This is a genomic window from Halosegnis sp., assembly GCF_042216475.1.
Classification (GTDB): Archaea; Halobacteriota; Halobacteria; order Halobacteriales; family Haloarculaceae; genus Halosegnis.
This window is the reverse complement of the sequence record NZ_JBDGTV010000016.1, coordinates 52286-66806: the sequence shown is the minus strand read 5'-3', so window position 1 is coordinate 66806 and position 14521 is coordinate 52286. Positions and strand designations below refer to the sequence as shown.

Sequence of the window (14521 nt, the reverse complement as noted above, 5' to 3'; positions counted from 1 at the left end):
TCTGTTCCTATTTCTATTATTACGTCTCTAATTACCTAATATGCTGCCGCCCAGAAAATTCTATGGTGGACGGATGGTCAGTTCTGCGGGGTGCGAGCGAGAGCCGCAAACGTCTCGCATCGCTCGCAGGCTGTCTCCACCACGAATCCCGCCTCGGCCAGCAGATCTGCCGCTGCCGCGGCGTCGTACCGCTCAGCTGTCGGTGGGCCGGCTTCACCGGGGCCTGCTGCCGACCAGTCGACCAACGCAAGGGATGCCCCAGCCCGGAGTGTCCGGCGACACTCTGCCAGCGCCGACACGTCTGCGAACTCGTGGAAGGTGAACGTAGAGACGGCGCCGTCTAGTTCCCCATCAGAGAAAGGGAGATCAACGATATCTGCGCGCACAAGATCGACGTTGGTGGCAATTCCTCGCTCGCGGTAGTAGTCGTGCATCGCAGCCTGCACGTCGACGCCATACACCCGGCTGTATGCCTGCGCCAGCCGCTCAGTATAGAGGCCGGTGCCGCTCCCAAGATCGGCGACGGTCGCTGCCGTGTCTGGCGGGAGGAGGCCGAACAGTTCTTCGACCGAGCAGTGCTCGAAGCGCGCAGGGTCGTCAAGCGTCGCCGCTCGATCAGCATCGAACGTATGAAAGCCCATACCGGTTGCTCGGGGGCAAGTGGCTTAGTCGCGGCGGGACAACGCGTTTCCGTTCGGCCTGCCTACAGATGAATATGTCCGTGTCGCTGGAGGTCCGGCCGGCCGAGGAGTCCGATGCACAGGCGATAGAGGCCGTCGCCGCCGCGGCGTGGGAGCACGACTATCCTGACCTGCTCGCTCGCGAACACCCTGGCGCGGCCGCGCGCGATTGGTACGATCCCGAGCGTATCAGACGAGATGCGGCTGACCCGACCCACGTGCTCCTATTAGCCGAAGAAGACGACTGCGTGGTGGGATTCGTCCACGCCTTTGCCCCCCGCGAAGACGATGACGCGACGGCCGAAACCGGTGACATCCTCCGTGTGTATGTGCGACCGGACGCTCGCGGACGCGGTGTGGGCCGGGAACTGGTGAACGCAGCCCGTCAGCGACTCCATGAGCGCGGTTACGAGACGGTCCGTGCGATGGCGCTTGCGGCCAATGAGACCGCTACGGATTTCTTTGCGGCCTGCGGCTTCGAGCGTACTGACGAGCGCGGCGAGACCACTATCGACGGTGACTCTTACGAAGAGGTTGTATTCATCGACCGCTCGTAGGTTGCTACTACCCGTTTCGAGGCAAGCGTCGCTGTCTCCAATTCCTCCGCCAATGCGTCCCGCGAGGCACCGGCCTCGAGATCGAGCTGCCGCCGGCATGCATATAGCGTGAACCAGTGCTCGTATGAGCGACCCGGCGGCGGACACACCGGCAGGTAACCGATGTCACCGCGGGCATTGCGTCCCTGTCGGGCACCGTTTAGCGCGGCCACTCGCTCGGTTGCCGGGACGTCCGCCGGTACCGTCTCCGTTTCTGGCGGCACGTTCCACATCGTCCACAGCGTCACCTGTGAGGCGATGTCGTCGGGAAAGGTGAAGATGAGCGCGATAGATTCCGTCGGCGGCGGCACGGCGTCGATCTCCACACGCGGCGACGTACCATCGCCGTCACACGTTAGCCGGGTCGGTACCGTCCCGTCGGCGAGCGCAGGCACGGTGAACCGGAGAGCGTCCGGTGTCGCCGTCCGCGAGGCAGAGCCACAGCCGGCGAACCCAGCGGTTACCGCGGCTCCCAGCCCGGCAAGGACGCGTCGACGCTCTGGCATCACCGTTGGTACGGCGACCTACGGTTTACACTTGTTCAAGACGAAAACCCACAGTTTCCGCCGTGGGAGGAAGTCAAGTGCCACGACACAGGATTCATGCCCGCCCGCGACGTCCCGAAGAACATGTCAGAAGTCATCGTCCCTCCAACCGAGCGCACGTGCGAGCTGTGTGGCCGTGAGGACCGCTGGGACGAAGACGTGGGTACATGGGTCATCGACGGGGAGGAGGGGTCGGCTACCTGCATCCACGAGTGGGACATCAATGGCGACTACAACCCGGTACAGGAACCAGGTAACGCTTAAAGTATTCATTTTCACTTTCACCGCGCGGGAGGCTCGATTTAAGATGCCATTCGCTCCTTCGTATAGCTATGAGCATCAGCATAGATACAGTGCGGACCGAGGAGCGGGCAACCGACGAGCGGCCCGACCTTCCCCCGGCGACGTGGCTCGCGGACAGCGGCGATGGGCTTGACGTCACTGATCTTCCGTTCGACCGGGTGGCCACGTACGCCCGACGAGCGGACGCAGAGGTGTATCTTGAGCGACGCGGTGGGCGTACCCGGCTTGTCCCCGCTTAGGTCTGCACGCAGACGACCGGCCGCTGGGCGTCACTCAGCAGCGTCTGTGTCTTGGAGCCGAACAGCGCCTTCCCGACCGGCGAGCGGTCGCGGCCGCCGATGACAAGGTAACGCGCGTCCACCTCTGTTGCAAACTCGATTATCGTCTCGGCGACCGGTCCGACCGCGCCGCGGAACTGGATGTCGCCGACGCCGCCGAGTGTTCCACGGGTTATACGGCGAGCGACGTTGCGGGCTGTTTCCTCGGCGTTCTCAAGGAAGTACTCCTGGGTGGAGTCCTGGCGATCTGCGAACTCCTCATTGCTCATCACATGCAACACGACCAGCCGGTCGTCGTAGGCCGACGCGAGGTCGTAGCCCGTGCTGACGACCGGATCCTCGTCGCGGTCGCCGTCGATGGCGGCGAGTACTGTCATGGCGGGTGACTCGCGCCCGCCCGGTAAAATACCCCGAGTTACTCGTCGAGCCGCTCGCTGGTCTCCTCGTGGAGTTGTGAGAGCCGGATGTACTCCTCGCCGGCAGCCGCCCACGGTGACTCCTCGAAGGTAGTCTTTGCCTCCGCGGGGACGCCGGCAGCGAGCGTCTGTCTGGGCACATCTGTCCCCTCCGGGACGAGCGCATTGGCCGCGACCATCGCTGCTTCACCGATCACGCTGCCGTCAAGCACTGTCGCGCCCATACCGACGAGCGCGCGCTCGCCGACTGTCGCCGCGTGGACGATGGCGTTGTGCCCGACCGTCGCCCCAGCTCGAAGTTCGGCTCCCTCATGACAAACGACACCATCTTGGACGTTGGCCGCCTCGCCGACCCGAATTTGTCCGCGGTCACCCCGGAGGACGGCGTTCGGCCACACCGACGCGTCGGCCTCAAGCACCACGTCACCGACGACGACGGCTGCCTCGTCGATTCGCGCTGTCTCGTGTATCTCCGGTTCCATCCCGTCAAACGAGCGTACAACCATGCCGCTGCTCCCGCCCCCGGCCACTAAACTCCGCCGGCGTCAGTAGTCAAGGTCGTCCGTAGTCCGGTCGAGCGCGAGCACCAGCCCCGCGCCGACGAGTGCCGCGACGGTGACGGCAGCCAGCGCCGCCGGCGTCCGCGCGACGGCATCGGCCACCTCTATCGCGGGCGCCCGCAACGCACCCACGACCAGCGCCACGAGGAAGGTGAGTGTCAGCCGACGGTGGGTCGCAAGCGCGTAGCTGACGGCGTGGGAGATGGTCAACAGCCCGACAACGGCGCCCGCGACGAAGACGACCACTACTGCCGTCGCGGACGCGAGGTCGGCTGACCCGCCCCGCAGGGTCGCCACCAGTGCCGACAGGAAGGCGCCTGGTGCTCCGGTAAGGAACTCGTACTGGCCGAGCAGCACGAGTATGAACGAGCCAGAGACGCCCGGCAGAATCATCGCCGATACCGCGATCATCCCAGAGACGAACAGGACCGGCAGCGACGGCGCGAGCAGGCCGTTCCGGGCGACTCCAGACAGCAAGAACGCGAGCGTGAAGCCGGCGCCAGCAGCCGCCACGCCCTGAGGGGCCGCCAGCCACAGTTCCTCCCGCAGGACGACGGCGCTGGCCGCGATGAGCCCGAAAAAGAAGGCGTACGTCAGCCCGGGGTACTCGGTGACGGCGACGTGCATCACGCCGGACATCGCAACCACCGCGGTAACCACGCCGAGTCCGAGCGCGACGAGGAACGGGACGTCCATCGCTGCGAGGTCTCGCACCAGCGCGCGCCGGCCGTCCTGGGTGTGGAGCCGGCTCACGTGCCGGAGTACGCGCGGGTCCAGTGCCGTCAGTGCCGAGACTAACCGCTCGTAGACACCGACGATGAGTGCGATAGTGCCACCGGAGACGCCCGGGACGGCGTCGGCGGCACCCATGCAGACACCCTTCAGGTAGATAACCGCCGCAGGGTGCCGCCCCCCGCCGTCTGGGCGGTTGTCGGCGCCCATCTACGAGGCTCGCGCCGCGATGAGCCTAGTGTCCGTGGCGGGCTTGCGGGCATCCTGCGGCTCCGTCGATGTCTCCGGCAGCGACGGCGTCGTGAGCGATGCGGAGGTGTTGTTCGCGCCTTCTGGCTTGTCAAGCACCGTCCGTTCGAGTTCGACCGTCGTCGTTGACTCGTTCTCGCCGATTACCTGGCCTTCGGTCACGTCAGCAGTGGCGTTGAAGTAGTACGTCGTCAACGTCTCGCTGTCCTGCCGCACCGGCGTTGAGAATCGGTAGGGACCGGTCGCGCGCACGCTGACGTTCGTGTAGCCGGCCTCTGTGCCGTACGCCTCGTAGCCCGTCGTTGAGTACGGCAGTGTGAACGTTGCCACACCGTCCCCGTTCGTACGCGCCTGCTGGCGGTAAACAAACGTCTGCTGTCGGCCTGTCGAGACAGTACTGATGCGGCCATCACCCGTTAGACCGAGCCGTTGGCGGTCGCGTGCGGTCATCTCCATCTGGACCGCGGCGATGACCGTCGTGTTCGGCGGCCCTTCGACACGGACCGTCGCGCCGGGTACCCGCTCGAACGTCTTCACGGCGGCGTACACTTGTCGTCCTTGGCCGATGCGCGACTCATTGCTCGCGTGCACGAGCCGGAAATGCTCGAGTGCTGGTACCGTCTTAGCGGGGAGATTTGGTGTGCCGCCGATTTGGGAGGTGCCGTCAGCGGCGACGAAGTCCTCGGCGGCAGAGCGATTTTGGAACGTTTTCGTGAGATTCCCCTGTGCCGGCGTTGTCGGCACGCCACGGATATCCGTTGCCCAGTCGAACACGACGACTTGGCCGTTCGACCGCGGCGAGATACGGCTACCATGGAACTGGTAGAGTCGGACCCGGAGGCTGTCGTATGCTCGCGGTCGGTTGAGTGTCACGGCCCGCCGCACCAACCGAGCATCCCCTTGCCGGATAGCCTGCTCGACGGAGCCGCGGTCAAAGATAGTCCGTCGGAGGTCGTTCGGCTGAATGTCGTACCGTGACTCGAAAGCGGTGGGCGCGCTATACTTGCGGGTGCCCGGAACGCCGAGTGGATAGTCGACGATGACGTACCGTGTCTCCTCGCTGCCTCCGTTCTCCAGCATCTCGACGGCAGTATCCTCATCAGGAGCGAGCAGTACGTCGGCGGCAAAGCCAGCGTTTTGCTGGAACGGGTTGGCGTTGGGGACCCGTTTGCTGAGGACCGTTATCCAGTGGCCGTAGTCCCACCACGCGAGTGTCCCGTAGTTCCCGTCCTCGTACTCGAAGTCGTCTGTCGGCTCGTAGGTACCGTAGTACTCCATTTCGCCGGGTGAGCCGTCACCATATGCGCCCATTGCTGGCGTGTTCTCTTCCATCCAGTCAAGACTCGCCGTCCACTGCTGGACGCCGCCTGGTGAGGCCTGCTGGTTGGCGACGCTTGGTGCGGTGCGCGCACCGACCGTCATCGGCGCAGCCACAACGAGCAGGACAGCGACGACGGCCATCACTTGGTAGCCAGTTGGCCGCTCAAGATTCACAATCCGTTGGCGCAGGCCGACGATGTCGAAGACGGTGCTTGCGAGGTAGCCGTTCAACACCGCCACGGGGATGACAAAGTAGTACTCGAAGCGGCGCTGGGTAATGGCCGCTAAGAACATGAAGAGGGTCACGACGAGCAAAAACAGCCGATCGGCCCGCGGCTCGTCGGCGACCGCCAGCGTGTATAGCATGACGAGTGCGCCGGCCACGGCTGTGAACAAGCCGAATCCATAATAGTTCGAGAAGAAGCCGACAAGCGAGTCAAGCGGCACCGGCTTTGCCTCTGCGACGGTCCGGGAGGCGGCCGTGGCGTCGTAGCCAAAGATGCGAAGCACCTGTCCGCGGAAGAAGTCAAACGCCTCGGGAAAGACGAGGGCGAACGCGCCGAGGCCAATGACTGCAACCCCGAGCACGCCAAGTGGGTACGCCCGAGGGTCAACATCGTTCGCCTCCCACACGCGGGCGAGCGCGGCGAGGAATACGGAGCCAACCGCTAGCCCAACCCCAAGCAGCGGCTGGAGCAGCGAGAGTTTCACCGCGCTCAGTGTGAACGTGTCTATCGTGACCAGCGTGAGGATAGCGACGACCAGCCCAATGACGATGCCCGGGAGTGCGACGTGGTCGGGGCTAGTGCCCGAAGCCTGGTAGATGGAGGCGGCAACGGCGAAGAAGATGCCAAGGACACCGAGGAGGAACACCCCCGGCGGCCACGTCCACAGGTAGAGTGTGATGGCGATACCCGCTAACGCTGCGTAGCCGACCGGCTTTCGGAGCGGGTCGAACTCACGGGCGACGACGAGTTCCCAGACAGGCTTCTCGGCGAGCGCGACTCGGAGCGCGAGGGCGACGGCAGCCGCCGCCAGGGTAAAAAAGAACACCTCCGCGATATGGTGATCAGAGAAGCCGACGACTCCTCGCGTCAGGAACTGGCCGGTGGTGAGCGAGAGGAACAGGACAGCGATCAGCCCACCCAGCCGGTCGGTGACACGGGCAGTAAGTGCATAGGCCGGTAGGAGCGCGAGTGCACCGAATACAGCGGGCGCAAATAGGTGGACCATCGCGATGGTGTGCTCGCTCGGACTTCCGAGACCGACCACGAGTGCGGCTGTTGCGATAAGCTGGTCGAACAGTGTCCCGAACTGGCCAACGGACGTGCCTGTCGGATAGCCAGTCCACGGGTCGAACGGCATCGTGAACGGCCAGTTTGCGACGGTGTACTGGACCATCCGGTAGTGGTACCACGGGTCGTTCCCGGAGAAGAGCACCCCGGAGTCAGTGACGAAGTTCCGCCATCCCCGGGTCCGTATCCACAGTGACACGGCTACCGCCAGCGCCAGCAGTGGGACGTGGTAGTAGTCGCGGAGCAGATCGAGGACCGATGAATCGGCCTCGGCTGCGAGCCGGTCGGAGAGCCTACTCATTGCTACGTGGGTGCCCCAAAACACGCATAAGCCTTCTCATATCCGGGACACGGAGGAAACACAAGCCATATCGCCGCCGGCGTTCCAGGCCCCGGCATGCAGGTGTCCGTCGTCGTCTGCACGCACGAGCCGGCCCGCTACGATGCGCTGGCCGAGGCGGCGGACTCCGTCCTTGAGGGCACCTACGACGACGTGGAACTCGTGCTTGTCTCCGATGGCTCTGAGTCGGTTCGCGAGCGGATGGAGCGCGACTACGGCGACCACCCAGCCGTCCGTGTCGAGACGCTCACTGAGAACCGTGGACTGCTCGCTGCGCGCAACGCCGGCGCCAGCGCGGCCTCGGGAGAATTCGTTGCTTTCCTCGACGACGATGCCGTCGCTCACGAGGACTGGCTCGCTCGGCTGATGGAGGCAGTCGAGGCGCGCGACCGGCTTGCGGTCGGCGGCCGGATGGTTCCCAAGTGGGTCGCGGGTCGCCCTGACTTCCTCCCAGAGGAGTTCTACTTTCTTATCGGCGTTGTGGGCCGCGGCTTCGGTCCCGGTGGTAATCCCGATACAGAAGGGGAGGTACGCAATGGCTTCGGCTCAAACATCGCCTTCGATGCTGAGGTCTTTGCCGAGTTAGGCGGCTTCGAGCCAGATGTCGGCGGCCGGAAGGGCGACAAGCAGTTGCAGGGTGGTGAGACGGAACTGAGCGCTCGATTCCGGGCTATGTACGGTGAGGGCGTCTGGTATGTCCCTGACGCGGTGGTGGAACACAAAATCTATAGCTATCGGACAGACCCCGTGTGGCTAATTCGACGAGCGTTCATGCAGGGAGTCTCTAAACGAGGAATGGAGCGGTTTGCGCCGGAGGCGACCGGCGCCGAGCGGACATTTCTCGCCCGGCTTGTCCGTGAGTATATCCCTGACCGTGTCGCCCGCCTCATCCGGGCACCGAGCAGGGACGAGGGTGCTCAGCTGCTATTTTTGTTCATCCTGACGGCTGCCGTTGGGCTCGGCTACCTCTACGGTGAGGTTTACTGGCGGTGACATCCTGTAGGCCTGCACGACCACACATCATGGAGCGTGACGGTCAGTCAGACCCGGTTCTTGTTCAGCTCTGACTACACGCTCGCCACGCTCTCGTGGTCCCACACGATTTCGAAGTAGCGCTTGAAGCCAGCGACGAACGAGCCGTTCTCTGTGAGTGCGGCCTGTCGCATGTGATCGGGTACCTCTGGCTCCTCAACAAGAAAGATGGCCTCGCCGTCGTCGTACTCCATGCTCGGGTCGACGAACGTGCCGCGCCACGGGAGCCGGCCTGTCGAGAAGCGGAACTCCACGGCCGATAGCTGCTTGCGGAGCTGCTCGACTACTTCCGCCTGCACGCGCTGCTCGGCGTCGTCGAGCAAGTCCGGGTGGTAGAACAGCGCCCGTATGCGAACGCCGCGGTCTAGCGCCGACGACAGCGACGGACGGACGGCGTCGAGATACTCAAAACTCTTTGTCAGCACGTATGCCTCCTCGGTTGCCTCGTGATAGAGCCGACGCGTCTCCGACTCAGATGGCTCTCCGACATCGACGACGTGAAACAGCTCTGCAGCGGGTGCGGCTGCTTCGTCGTCGGCCGATCCGAATTCCGCGAGGAACGCATCCCGCTCGTCGGCAATCTGCTGTTCGAACGATTCCAACTCCTGCCGGCGGTTCTCGACGGCCCGTTCGAGTACCGTTTCGGCGTCGTACGGCCGGTACTCCTTGGGACGGCCGGGAATCACCTTTAGGTAACCGCGGTCGGCAAGCGAATCGAGGACGTCATAAATGCGGGCCTTGGGAATCCCGGTCGCCTCCGCGAGGTTAGGTGCGGTGGTTTGACCGAGACGGAGCAGCGCTGCCAGCGCCGTCGCCTCGTACTCTGTCAGCCCGAGCGTGTCGAACAGGCCCGGTTGATCCATACTGACGGCTACCGCGGCGTGGGCTTAAGCACCTGGGAGACCGGATGAGATTGGTCGGCGCCCGCCCGGAACCTTTTCGGCGGGGGCGAGTCCAGTTCCGACCGATGGACTCCGGCGATGTCTGCGTGCTGCTGCCCACGATGAACGAGGCGGCTACCGTCGCCGACGTAGTAGGCGGTTTCCGCGAGCACGGGTTCGAGAACGTGCTCGTCGTTGACGGCCACTCGACGGACGGCACTCGCGAACTCGCCCGCGAGGCCGGCGCTCGGGTCGTCCGCCAACGCGGTCGGGGGAAAGGCCAGGCCGTGAGGCAGGCGGTCTTGGAGGAGATACGTACACCGGTCGTACTGATGGCCGATGCAGACGGGACCTATCGTCCGGAAGACGCCGAGCGCCTGCTTGAGCCGATTGAGTCGGGCCGAGCTGAGCACGTCGTTGGTGATCGATTCGCGGACATGGAGCCGGGGGCGATGTCCCGGCTCAACCGCGTCGGCAACCGGTTGGCGAACACCGTGTTCCGGATCGTCCACGGTCGTGACCTTGGTGATATTCTTTCGGGTTACCGGGCGTTTACTCGAGCGTCATTCCGCCGGTATCGGCTCGCTGCGGACGGATTTGGCATCGAGACGGAGCTGGCAGTCGAGGCGGTCAAACACGACACTCGGGTGGCCGTTGTCCCTATCACCTATCGTGCCCGGCCGGACGAGTCGGAGACTAACCTCAATCCGGTGACAGACGGCGGCCGCATCTTTCTCACGCTGTACCGGCTTGCCAAGACGAGTAACCCGCTGTTCTACTTCGGGAGCGTCGGCGCTGTTTCTCTGGCAGCCGGACTCGGGGTGGCGGCGTTCGTCGCAGCCGAGTGGTTCCTGCGGACACCTCCGGTGTCTCACGAGGTGCTTGCCGTGGTAGGCGCGGCCGGCATTATCCTCGGCGTACAATTGTTTGTGTTTGGCGTGCTGTCGGACGTCGTCGTCACTGCTACCCGCGAGCAGACCAGGCGGCTGGAGGAACTGCTTGAGCGGCGGCTCGAAGAGACGACATCGACGTCACAATCCGGGAGCGAGGAGCGCCAAGAGCCACCGACGGAGCGGCAGTCGGCCGGCCACGACGGGTCAGAACGGTAACAGCCCGCGAAGCTGAGCGACGATGCTGGAGCTCGCACGCTCACGATGCCGCTCGAAGACGGGATGGAGCGCGTTCAGCAGTTCCTGTTCCGTCTCGAACCGCTCGCGGTCCGTCTCGCGGAGCGCCTCCGAGAGCCGTATCTCGTTACCGGCGGCATCGTACGGGACAGCGGGATCGCCGAGCTGGTCGGTCAGCTCCCCGGCTGTCGCCGGGAATGTCGCTGCGTCAAGGTGCGCGTCTAGCGCTGCGATGCCGAATGCGAGCGCGTCCGGCTCCTCGTCTGTCGTGTCGTCAGCTGGCGGCCGAACACCCATTACCGGTCACATGGCGGGCCCGGTTGAAAAGTCACCGGAGCCGGCCCGAAACCCACAATACTGACGCTCCCGACACACAGATGTGACCGATTACACCACCGTGTCGATTCCGACCGAACTTGCGGACCGCGTCGAGGAGACTATCGAGGGGACCAGCTTCTCGTCTACCTCCGATCTCGTCCGGTTCCTTCTTCGGAGTATTGTCATCCAGCACCAGCAGGAAGGCGAATTGACAGAGGCGGAATTCCGCGAAATCGCCGACCAGTTGCACGACCTCGGTTACCTCCGCTAACCCTCGAAGGCAACCTCTGGGGGCGCGGCGTCAAGCAAGGTGAGTTCGATTCGGGAGCCCCGCCGGTCGAACGCTGCCAGCGAGTCGCGATCGTACGGCGGTACCGCCACCAGCACCGTCTCGTGCAGATCATCCTCTTGCGTGAGCGCGAGCGGTCCCGTCGGGTGGGAGACAAATCGCCCCTGTGTCCGCGGCGTCGAAAGGTCCATCCCAAATACCGCACTGACGGAGCCGCCAGTCTCCGGAAGGTAGAGATCGGTAAACACTGGTTCGTCGGGAGCGGGGCCGTCCTCATCCAACTCCGGGAGGTCCCGGGCAGGGCGCGTTGCCAGCGCCACCGTGACTGAGTTCGGATCGCGGTCGTCAGCCATCCGAAGGAGTGCGTCCACCAACCCGGTCGTCGCGCAGAGCACGTCAAGTGATAGACCACGCGGGGGTAAAACCCTTCGCGCGTGGCGTTAAACTCGAGCCTCAGGCGATGAACTCCCGAAGTGCCCCGAGGTAAGCCGCTGGAGCGCGCCGCCGAGAGTTGTCGACCGCATCACGGATAGCGACGCTCCCATCTGTGAGTATCCCCTCCCCGTGGCCGACGAGCACCCGCTCAACGTCGAACTCGCGGAGCCGGCGGGGCGGCGTCAGTCGGAGCGCGGGGTGGACGCCCAGCCGTTCGTCGCCAGCCCGAAAGAAGCCTGCCGTCCCAAGCGCTTCCGGCACAACGAGCGTGCCGTTTGTTTCATCGACGACCACGGCCTCATCCCACAGCGGCGTGCTCACGCTCGCCTCACGGTAGTCCGTCCCGGCGAGCAGGTCCGGGAGCGGTACCGTCTCGGTGTCGTCTGGTGAGACATTCGATAGTGCTGATGGGACGCCGACGGGGACATCGTGGCGGCGGGCGAACGCCGCGGCATCACGCTCGTGGCGGTCCAACAGGACGACGACGCCGATAACATCGCCGAACTCTTCGTAGGTCGTCTCGATATCGGGCGCTTCGATTGGGTCGATTAATATGACGCCTGCATCTGTTGCGAGGGCTTGGGAGGCTCGCTGCATCCCCTCTTGAGGGTAAGCAATCCAGCCGACGCCGCCGTCGAACCGATTTATCGTGCGCGGCGCCGCTTCGCCGGAACCCTTGATAGGCATATCAATGAGGAGACGCCTGCCGGGTATAAACCGTCGCCACCCGGCAGGGCTTATATTAGATGCGCGCCGAGCCGGTCACATGTCCGACGAGTATGAACACGTCGTTGTTGAGAACCTACCGGACGCGCCGAACCCAACCCGCCACAAGAAGGAAGTCGACGAGGCCGTTGGCGCCACAGAGTTTGGGTTCAATCTCATCGTCGCCGACCCCGGCGAACAGGTCCCATGGGGCTACCATTACCACCCAAATCATGAGGAGTTGCTATACGTGCTTGAGGGCTATCTCACGGTGGAGACAGCTGAGGGGGAACACCGCGTCGACGCCGGTGAGGCGTTCTTCGTTCCTGCGGGTGCACCCCAGCGTGCCGTTGCCGGCGAGGATGGCTGCCGACTTGTTGCCGCCGGCGCACCCAAGGCCGCCGATGGCGCGGTGCTTGAGGAAGAATGCCCGGAGTGTAATGCAGCGACTGACCGCGACTTTGCCGTCGAAGAAACCGACGAGACGACGGTGTATGTGCTCTCGTGTCAAGCCTGTGGCGCCGAGACCGACCGGCTGACACCTGGGCCGTCGTAGCCAGGATGCGAAGACTGCTTGATACTGCCCTCCTTCGGGACGGCTATAGACGCTCGGTGTCCACCTCGATATCTGGCGGGGTGACCACGAGGAAGCCGCGGAACCGGACTAGCGTGCCACCGAGTTCCTTTATTCGCGGGGCGAAGTCAGCTGCTAACTCCGCGAGCTCGCCTTCAACATCAAGCACGAGTGTGTTGCCCGCCTCTACAGTCGCAAGCCACTCTTCGCCCGGCGTGGAGCCATCGAGGATACCGAGCACGACACTGTCTCCCTCCGGTAGTTCCATTTCCCCTTCCGCCGACTGGAGGTCAAGATCGAACTCGCCCATACGTCACGCTCGCGGGCGGATGGCAAAAACCCAACTCCGCGTTCCGACGCCGCGTGTCAGTGCGCCCGCCCCAGCAGAGGGTGTGTTATTCACTCCCTGTGAACTCGTGACGATGGTACTATAATAGGGAATAACGTATCATACCAGGGCGTTTAGGTCGTGCGGTTCTCCAGCCCATGCCCGGCCGCCTTCTGTAATATATTGAATTCTGGTGGCGCTGTGACGAAACATTGAAGTAGGTCGTACTGGTTCACTCAGTTGCTATGACGCAAGAGGATACGTCGACCGAGTCGGCGGGTCGAGTTCTTCGCGGGGACGTTATCTAACCCCCACGAATTCGACGACGCACGGATTTTCGATACCACGCTGCGTGACGGTGAGCAGTCGCCGCGAACTTCCTTCTCGTACGAGGACAAACGAGAGATAGCGGCAGTGCTCGACGAGATGGGCACCCACGTCATCGAGGCAGGGTTCCCGGTAAACTCCGACGCGGAGTTTGAGGCCGTTCGCGACATCGCCGAACATACCGACACAACGGTGTGTGGACTGGCGCGCGTGGTGGACAAAGACATCGAAGCTGCCATCGACAGCGGCGTGGAAATGGTCCACGTCTTCGTCTCAACGAGCGATGTCCAACTGGAGGACAGCATGCACGCGAGCCGCGAAGAGGCGGTCGAGCGTGCGGTCGCGTCCGTTGAGCGGGTGAAAGAAGCCGGCGTGGAATGTATGTTCTCGCCGATGGACGCCACCCGGACAGAAGAGTCGTTCCTCGTCGAAATTGTCGAGGCCGTCTCTGAGGCGGATGTCGACTGGATTAATATCCCCGATACGTGCGGGGTAGCGACGCCGACCCGCTTCGCGAACGTCGTGCGAACAGTCGACGCGGCGACTGACGCCCGCGTGGACGTACATACGCACGATGACTTTGGACTGGCGTCGGCAAACGCACTGGCCGGCTACGAGGCCGGCGCCGCACAGGCGCAGGTATCGGTGAACGGTATTGGCGAGCGGGCTGGCAACGCCGCTTATGAGGAGGTTGTGATGGCCGCCGAATCGCTGTACAATGTCGACACGGGTATCGATACCACCCGCATCACGGAGCTGTCGGCACTGGTTGAGGAGCGATCCGGCATCGACACGCCAGGCAACAAGCCGGTCGTCGGCGACAACGCGTTCTCGCACGAGTCGGGCATCCACGCGGCGGGAGTCATCGAGAATAGCGACACGTTCGAACCCGGCGTGATGACCCCCGAGATGGTCGGCGCCGAGCGAGAGCTCGTCTTGGGCAAACACACCGGCCAGCACTCTGTCCGCGAGCGGCTGGCCGACGCAGGTTATGAACCCACGGACGAGCAGGTACGCGCGGTCACTCGTCGGGTGAAGGACCGTGGTGCCGACGACAAGCGCGTCACGATGGAGACGCTGGAGCGATTCGCCGAGGAAGTCGGTGTCCAGCGCTCCGGCGAGGAGGTCACACTGCGATGAGCGCACCCCGCGGGGGGACCGACCCCCAGCCGTGCGTCCAGCCTGTGTCGA

19 protein-coding genes are annotated in these 14521 nt (G+C 64.0%); 8 read left to right on the top strand and 11 right to left on the bottom strand.

Features of this window, described 5'->3' with window-relative positions:
* Positions 1 to 77 precede the first annotated feature (77 nt).
* Positions 78 to 641: a class I SAM-dependent methyltransferase gene (locus ABEJ63_RS10865; protein ID WP_375796393.1), complete on the bottom strand. Its 564-nt coding sequence runs from the start codon at positions 639 to 641 to the stop codon at positions 78 to 80.
* A 74-nt stretch (positions 642 to 715) separates the two neighbouring features.
* Here ABEJ63_RS10865 and ABEJ63_RS10860 point away from each other — a divergent pair, with 74 nt between their 5' ends.
* On the top strand, positions 716 to 1237 hold the full coding sequence (locus ABEJ63_RS10860) for a GNAT family N-acetyltransferase (protein WP_375796392.1): 522 nt from the start codon (positions 716 to 718) through the stop codon (positions 1235 to 1237).
* On the opposite strand, the gene ABEJ63_RS10855 is transcribed toward ABEJ63_RS10860, so the two are convergent.
* On the bottom strand, positions 1204 to 1782 hold the full coding sequence (locus ABEJ63_RS10855; RefSeq protein WP_375796391.1) for a YbhB/YbcL family Raf kinase inhibitor-like protein: 579 nt from the start codon (positions 1780 to 1782) through the stop codon (positions 1204 to 1206). The two genes, ABEJ63_RS10860 and ABEJ63_RS10855, sit on opposite strands and share 34 nt — an antisense overlap.
* 123 nt (positions 1783 to 1905) lie before the next feature.
* On the opposite strand from ABEJ63_RS10855, the gene ABEJ63_RS10850 reads away from it, so the two are divergent.
* Both ABEJ63_RS10850 and ABEJ63_RS10845 read left to right on the top strand, forming a co-directional pair.
* Positions 1906 to 2085 (top strand): HEWD family protein, encoded by a 180-nt coding sequence (locus ABEJ63_RS10850; protein WP_375796390.1) that lies wholly within the window; start codon positions 1906 to 1908, stop codon positions 2083 to 2085.
* A 68-nt stretch (positions 2086 to 2153) separates the two neighbouring features.
* Complete coding sequence (locus ABEJ63_RS10845; RefSeq protein WP_375796389.1) at positions 2154 to 2363, top strand: hypothetical protein; 210 nt, start codon at positions 2154 to 2156, stop codon at positions 2361 to 2363.
* Here ABEJ63_RS10845 and ABEJ63_RS10840 read toward each other — a convergent pair.
* From ABEJ63_RS10840 to ABEJ63_RS10825, 4 genes are read right to left on the bottom strand one after another with little or no spacing between them, the layout of a single operon-like run.
* Positions 2360 to 2779, bottom strand: a complete 420-nt coding sequence (locus ABEJ63_RS10840; protein ID WP_375796388.1) for a universal stress protein — start codon at positions 2777 to 2779, stop codon at positions 2360 to 2362. The genes ABEJ63_RS10845 and ABEJ63_RS10840 overlap by 4 nt on opposite strands.
* Positions 2780 to 2817: 38 nt before the next feature.
* Positions 2818 to 3324 (bottom strand): gamma carbonic anhydrase family protein, encoded by a 507-nt coding sequence (locus ABEJ63_RS10835; protein WP_375796387.1) that lies wholly within the window; start codon positions 3322 to 3324, stop codon positions 2818 to 2820.
* 39 nt (positions 3325 to 3363) lie between these two features.
* Positions 3364 to 4320, bottom strand: a complete 957-nt coding sequence (locus tag ABEJ63_RS10830) for a DUF368 domain-containing protein (RefSeq protein ID WP_375796386.1) — start codon at positions 4318 to 4320, stop codon at positions 3364 to 3366.
* Positions 4321 to 7275 carry an oligosaccharyl transferase, archaeosortase A system-associated gene (locus ABEJ63_RS10825; protein WP_375796385.1) on the bottom strand — a complete coding sequence of 985 codons (2955 nt, stop codon included), beginning with the start codon at positions 7273 to 7275 and terminating at the stop codon, positions 4321 to 4323.
* A 96-nt stretch (positions 7276 to 7371) separates the two neighbouring features.
* Between ABEJ63_RS10825 and ABEJ63_RS10820 the strand changes: the two genes are divergently transcribed.
* On the top strand, positions 7372 to 8307 hold the full coding sequence (locus ABEJ63_RS10820; protein ID WP_375796384.1) for a glycosyltransferase family 2 protein: 936 nt from the start codon (positions 7372 to 7374) through the stop codon (positions 8305 to 8307).
* Between the two features lie 74 nt (positions 8308 to 8381).
* Here ABEJ63_RS10820 and ABEJ63_RS10815 read toward each other — a convergent pair whose 3' ends face one another.
* A complete protein-coding gene (locus ABEJ63_RS10815; protein WP_375796383.1) occupies positions 8382 to 9209 on the bottom strand; it encodes a TrmB family transcriptional regulator in 828 nt (275 codons plus the stop codon).
* A gap of 104 nt (positions 9210 to 9313) precedes the next feature.
* Between ABEJ63_RS10815 and aglJ the strand changes: the two genes are divergently transcribed.
* A complete protein-coding gene (gene aglJ / locus ABEJ63_RS10810; protein WP_375796382.1) occupies positions 9314 to 10336 on the top strand; it encodes an S-layer glycoprotein N-glycosyltransferase AglJ in 1023 nt (340 codons plus the stop codon).
* Here the strand turns inward: aglJ and ABEJ63_RS10805 are convergent.
* Entirely contained in the window at positions 10325 to 10651 is a 327-nt protein-coding gene (locus tag ABEJ63_RS10805) for a hypothetical protein (protein WP_375796381.1), read from the bottom strand. The two genes, aglJ and ABEJ63_RS10805, sit on opposite strands and share 12 nt — an antisense overlap.
* 82 nt (positions 10652 to 10733) lie before the next feature.
* On the opposite strand from ABEJ63_RS10805, the gene ABEJ63_RS10800 reads away from it, so the two are divergent.
* Positions 10734 to 10943, top strand: coding sequence for a ribbon-helix-helix domain-containing protein (locus tag ABEJ63_RS10800; RefSeq protein WP_375796380.1), 210 nt, complete (start codon positions 10734 to 10736; stop codon positions 10941 to 10943).
* Here ABEJ63_RS10800 and ABEJ63_RS10795 read toward each other — a convergent pair.
* Both ABEJ63_RS10795 and ABEJ63_RS10790 read right to left on the bottom strand, forming a co-directional pair.
* Complete coding sequence (locus ABEJ63_RS10795; RefSeq protein WP_375796419.1) at positions 10940 to 11314, bottom strand: hypothetical protein; 375 nt, start codon at positions 11312 to 11314, stop codon at positions 10940 to 10942. The two genes, ABEJ63_RS10800 and ABEJ63_RS10795, sit on opposite strands and share 4 nt — an antisense overlap.
* A 100-nt stretch (positions 11315 to 11414) precedes the next feature.
* Entirely contained in the window at positions 11415 to 12083 is a 669-nt protein-coding gene (locus ABEJ63_RS10790) for a hypothetical protein (protein WP_375796379.1), read from the bottom strand.
* A gap of 79 nt (positions 12084 to 12162) precedes the next feature.
* Here ABEJ63_RS10790 and ABEJ63_RS10785 point away from each other — a divergent pair, with 79 nt between their 5' ends.
* A complete protein-coding gene (locus tag ABEJ63_RS10785) occupies positions 12163 to 12657 on the top strand; it encodes a cupin domain-containing protein (protein WP_375796378.1) in 495 nt (164 codons plus the stop codon).
* A 43-nt stretch (positions 12658 to 12700) separates the two neighbouring features.
* Here ABEJ63_RS10785 and ABEJ63_RS10780 read toward each other — a convergent pair whose 3' ends face one another.
* The gene (locus tag ABEJ63_RS10780; RefSeq protein ID WP_375796377.1) at positions 12701 to 12985 is read right to left on the bottom strand and encodes a DUF5779 family protein; all 285 of its coding nucleotides are present in this window, start codon (positions 12983 to 12985) and stop codon (positions 12701 to 12703) included.
* A 276-nt stretch (positions 12986 to 13261) separates the two neighbouring features.
* On the opposite strand from ABEJ63_RS10780, the gene ABEJ63_RS10775 reads away from it, so the two are divergent.
* On the top strand, positions 13262 to 14470 hold the full coding sequence (locus ABEJ63_RS10775; RefSeq protein WP_375796418.1) for a LeuA family protein: 1209 nt from the start codon (positions 13262 to 13264) through the stop codon (positions 14468 to 14470).
* Positions 14471 to 14521 lie beyond the last annotated feature (51 nt).

Coding starts and splice junctions, on each gene's coding strand:
- ABEJ63_RS10815 (WP_375796383.1), bottom strand. CDS start 9,209: ATGGATCAACCGGGCCTGTTCGACACGCTCGGGCTGACAGAGTACGAG.
- ABEJ63_RS10860 (WP_375796392.1), top strand. CDS start 716: ATGTCCGTGTCGCTGGAGGTCCGGCCGGCCGAGGAGTCCGATGCACAG.
- ABEJ63_RS10830 (WP_375796386.1), bottom strand. CDS start 4,320: ATGGGCGCCGACAACCGCCCAGACGGCGGGGGGCGGCACCCTGCGGCG.
- ABEJ63_RS10855 (WP_375796391.1), bottom strand. CDS start 1,782: ATGCCAGAGCGTCGACGCGTCCTTGCCGGGCTGGGAGCCGCGGTAACC.
- ABEJ63_RS10820 (WP_375796384.1), top strand. CDS start 7,372: ATGCAGGTGTCCGTCGTCGTCTGCACGCACGAGCCGGCCCGCTACGAT.
- ABEJ63_RS10825 (WP_375796385.1), bottom strand. CDS start 7,275: ATGAGTAGGCTCTCCGACCGGCTCGCAGCCGAGGCCGATTCATCGGTC.
- ABEJ63_RS10850 (WP_375796390.1), top strand. CDS start 1,906: ATGTCAGAAGTCATCGTCCCTCCAACCGAGCGCACGTGCGAGCTGTGT.
- ABEJ63_RS10805 (WP_375796381.1), bottom strand. CDS start 10,651: ATGGGTGTTCGGCCGCCAGCTGACGACACGACAGACGAGGAGCCGGAC.
- ABEJ63_RS10835 (WP_375796387.1), bottom strand. CDS start 3,324: ATGGTTGTACGCTCGTTTGACGGGATGGAACCGGAGATACACGAGACA.
- ABEJ63_RS10845 (WP_375796389.1), top strand. CDS start 2,154: ATGAGCATCAGCATAGATACAGTGCGGACCGAGGAGCGGGCAACCGAC.
- aglJ (WP_375796382.1), top strand. CDS start 9,314: ATGGACTCCGGCGATGTCTGCGTGCTGCTGCCCACGATGAACGAGGCG.
- ABEJ63_RS10795 (WP_375796419.1), bottom strand. CDS start 11,314: ATGGCTGACGACCGCGATCCGAACTCAGTCACGGTGGCGCTGGCAACG.
- ABEJ63_RS10785 (WP_375796378.1), top strand. CDS start 12,163: ATGTCCGACGAGTATGAACACGTCGTTGTTGAGAACCTACCGGACGCG.
- ABEJ63_RS10865 (WP_375796393.1), bottom strand. CDS start 641: ATGGGCTTTCATACGTTCGATGCTGATCGAGCGGCGACGCTTGACGAC.
- ABEJ63_RS10840 (WP_375796388.1), bottom strand. CDS start 2,779: ATGACAGTACTCGCCGCCATCGACGGCGACCGCGACGAGGATCCGGTC.
- ABEJ63_RS10790 (WP_375796379.1), bottom strand. CDS start 12,083: ATGCCTATCAAGGGTTCCGGCGAAGCGGCGCCGCGCACGATAAATCGG.
- ABEJ63_RS10780 (WP_375796377.1), bottom strand. CDS start 12,985: ATGGGCGAGTTCGATCTTGACCTCCAGTCGGCGGAAGGGGAAATGGAA.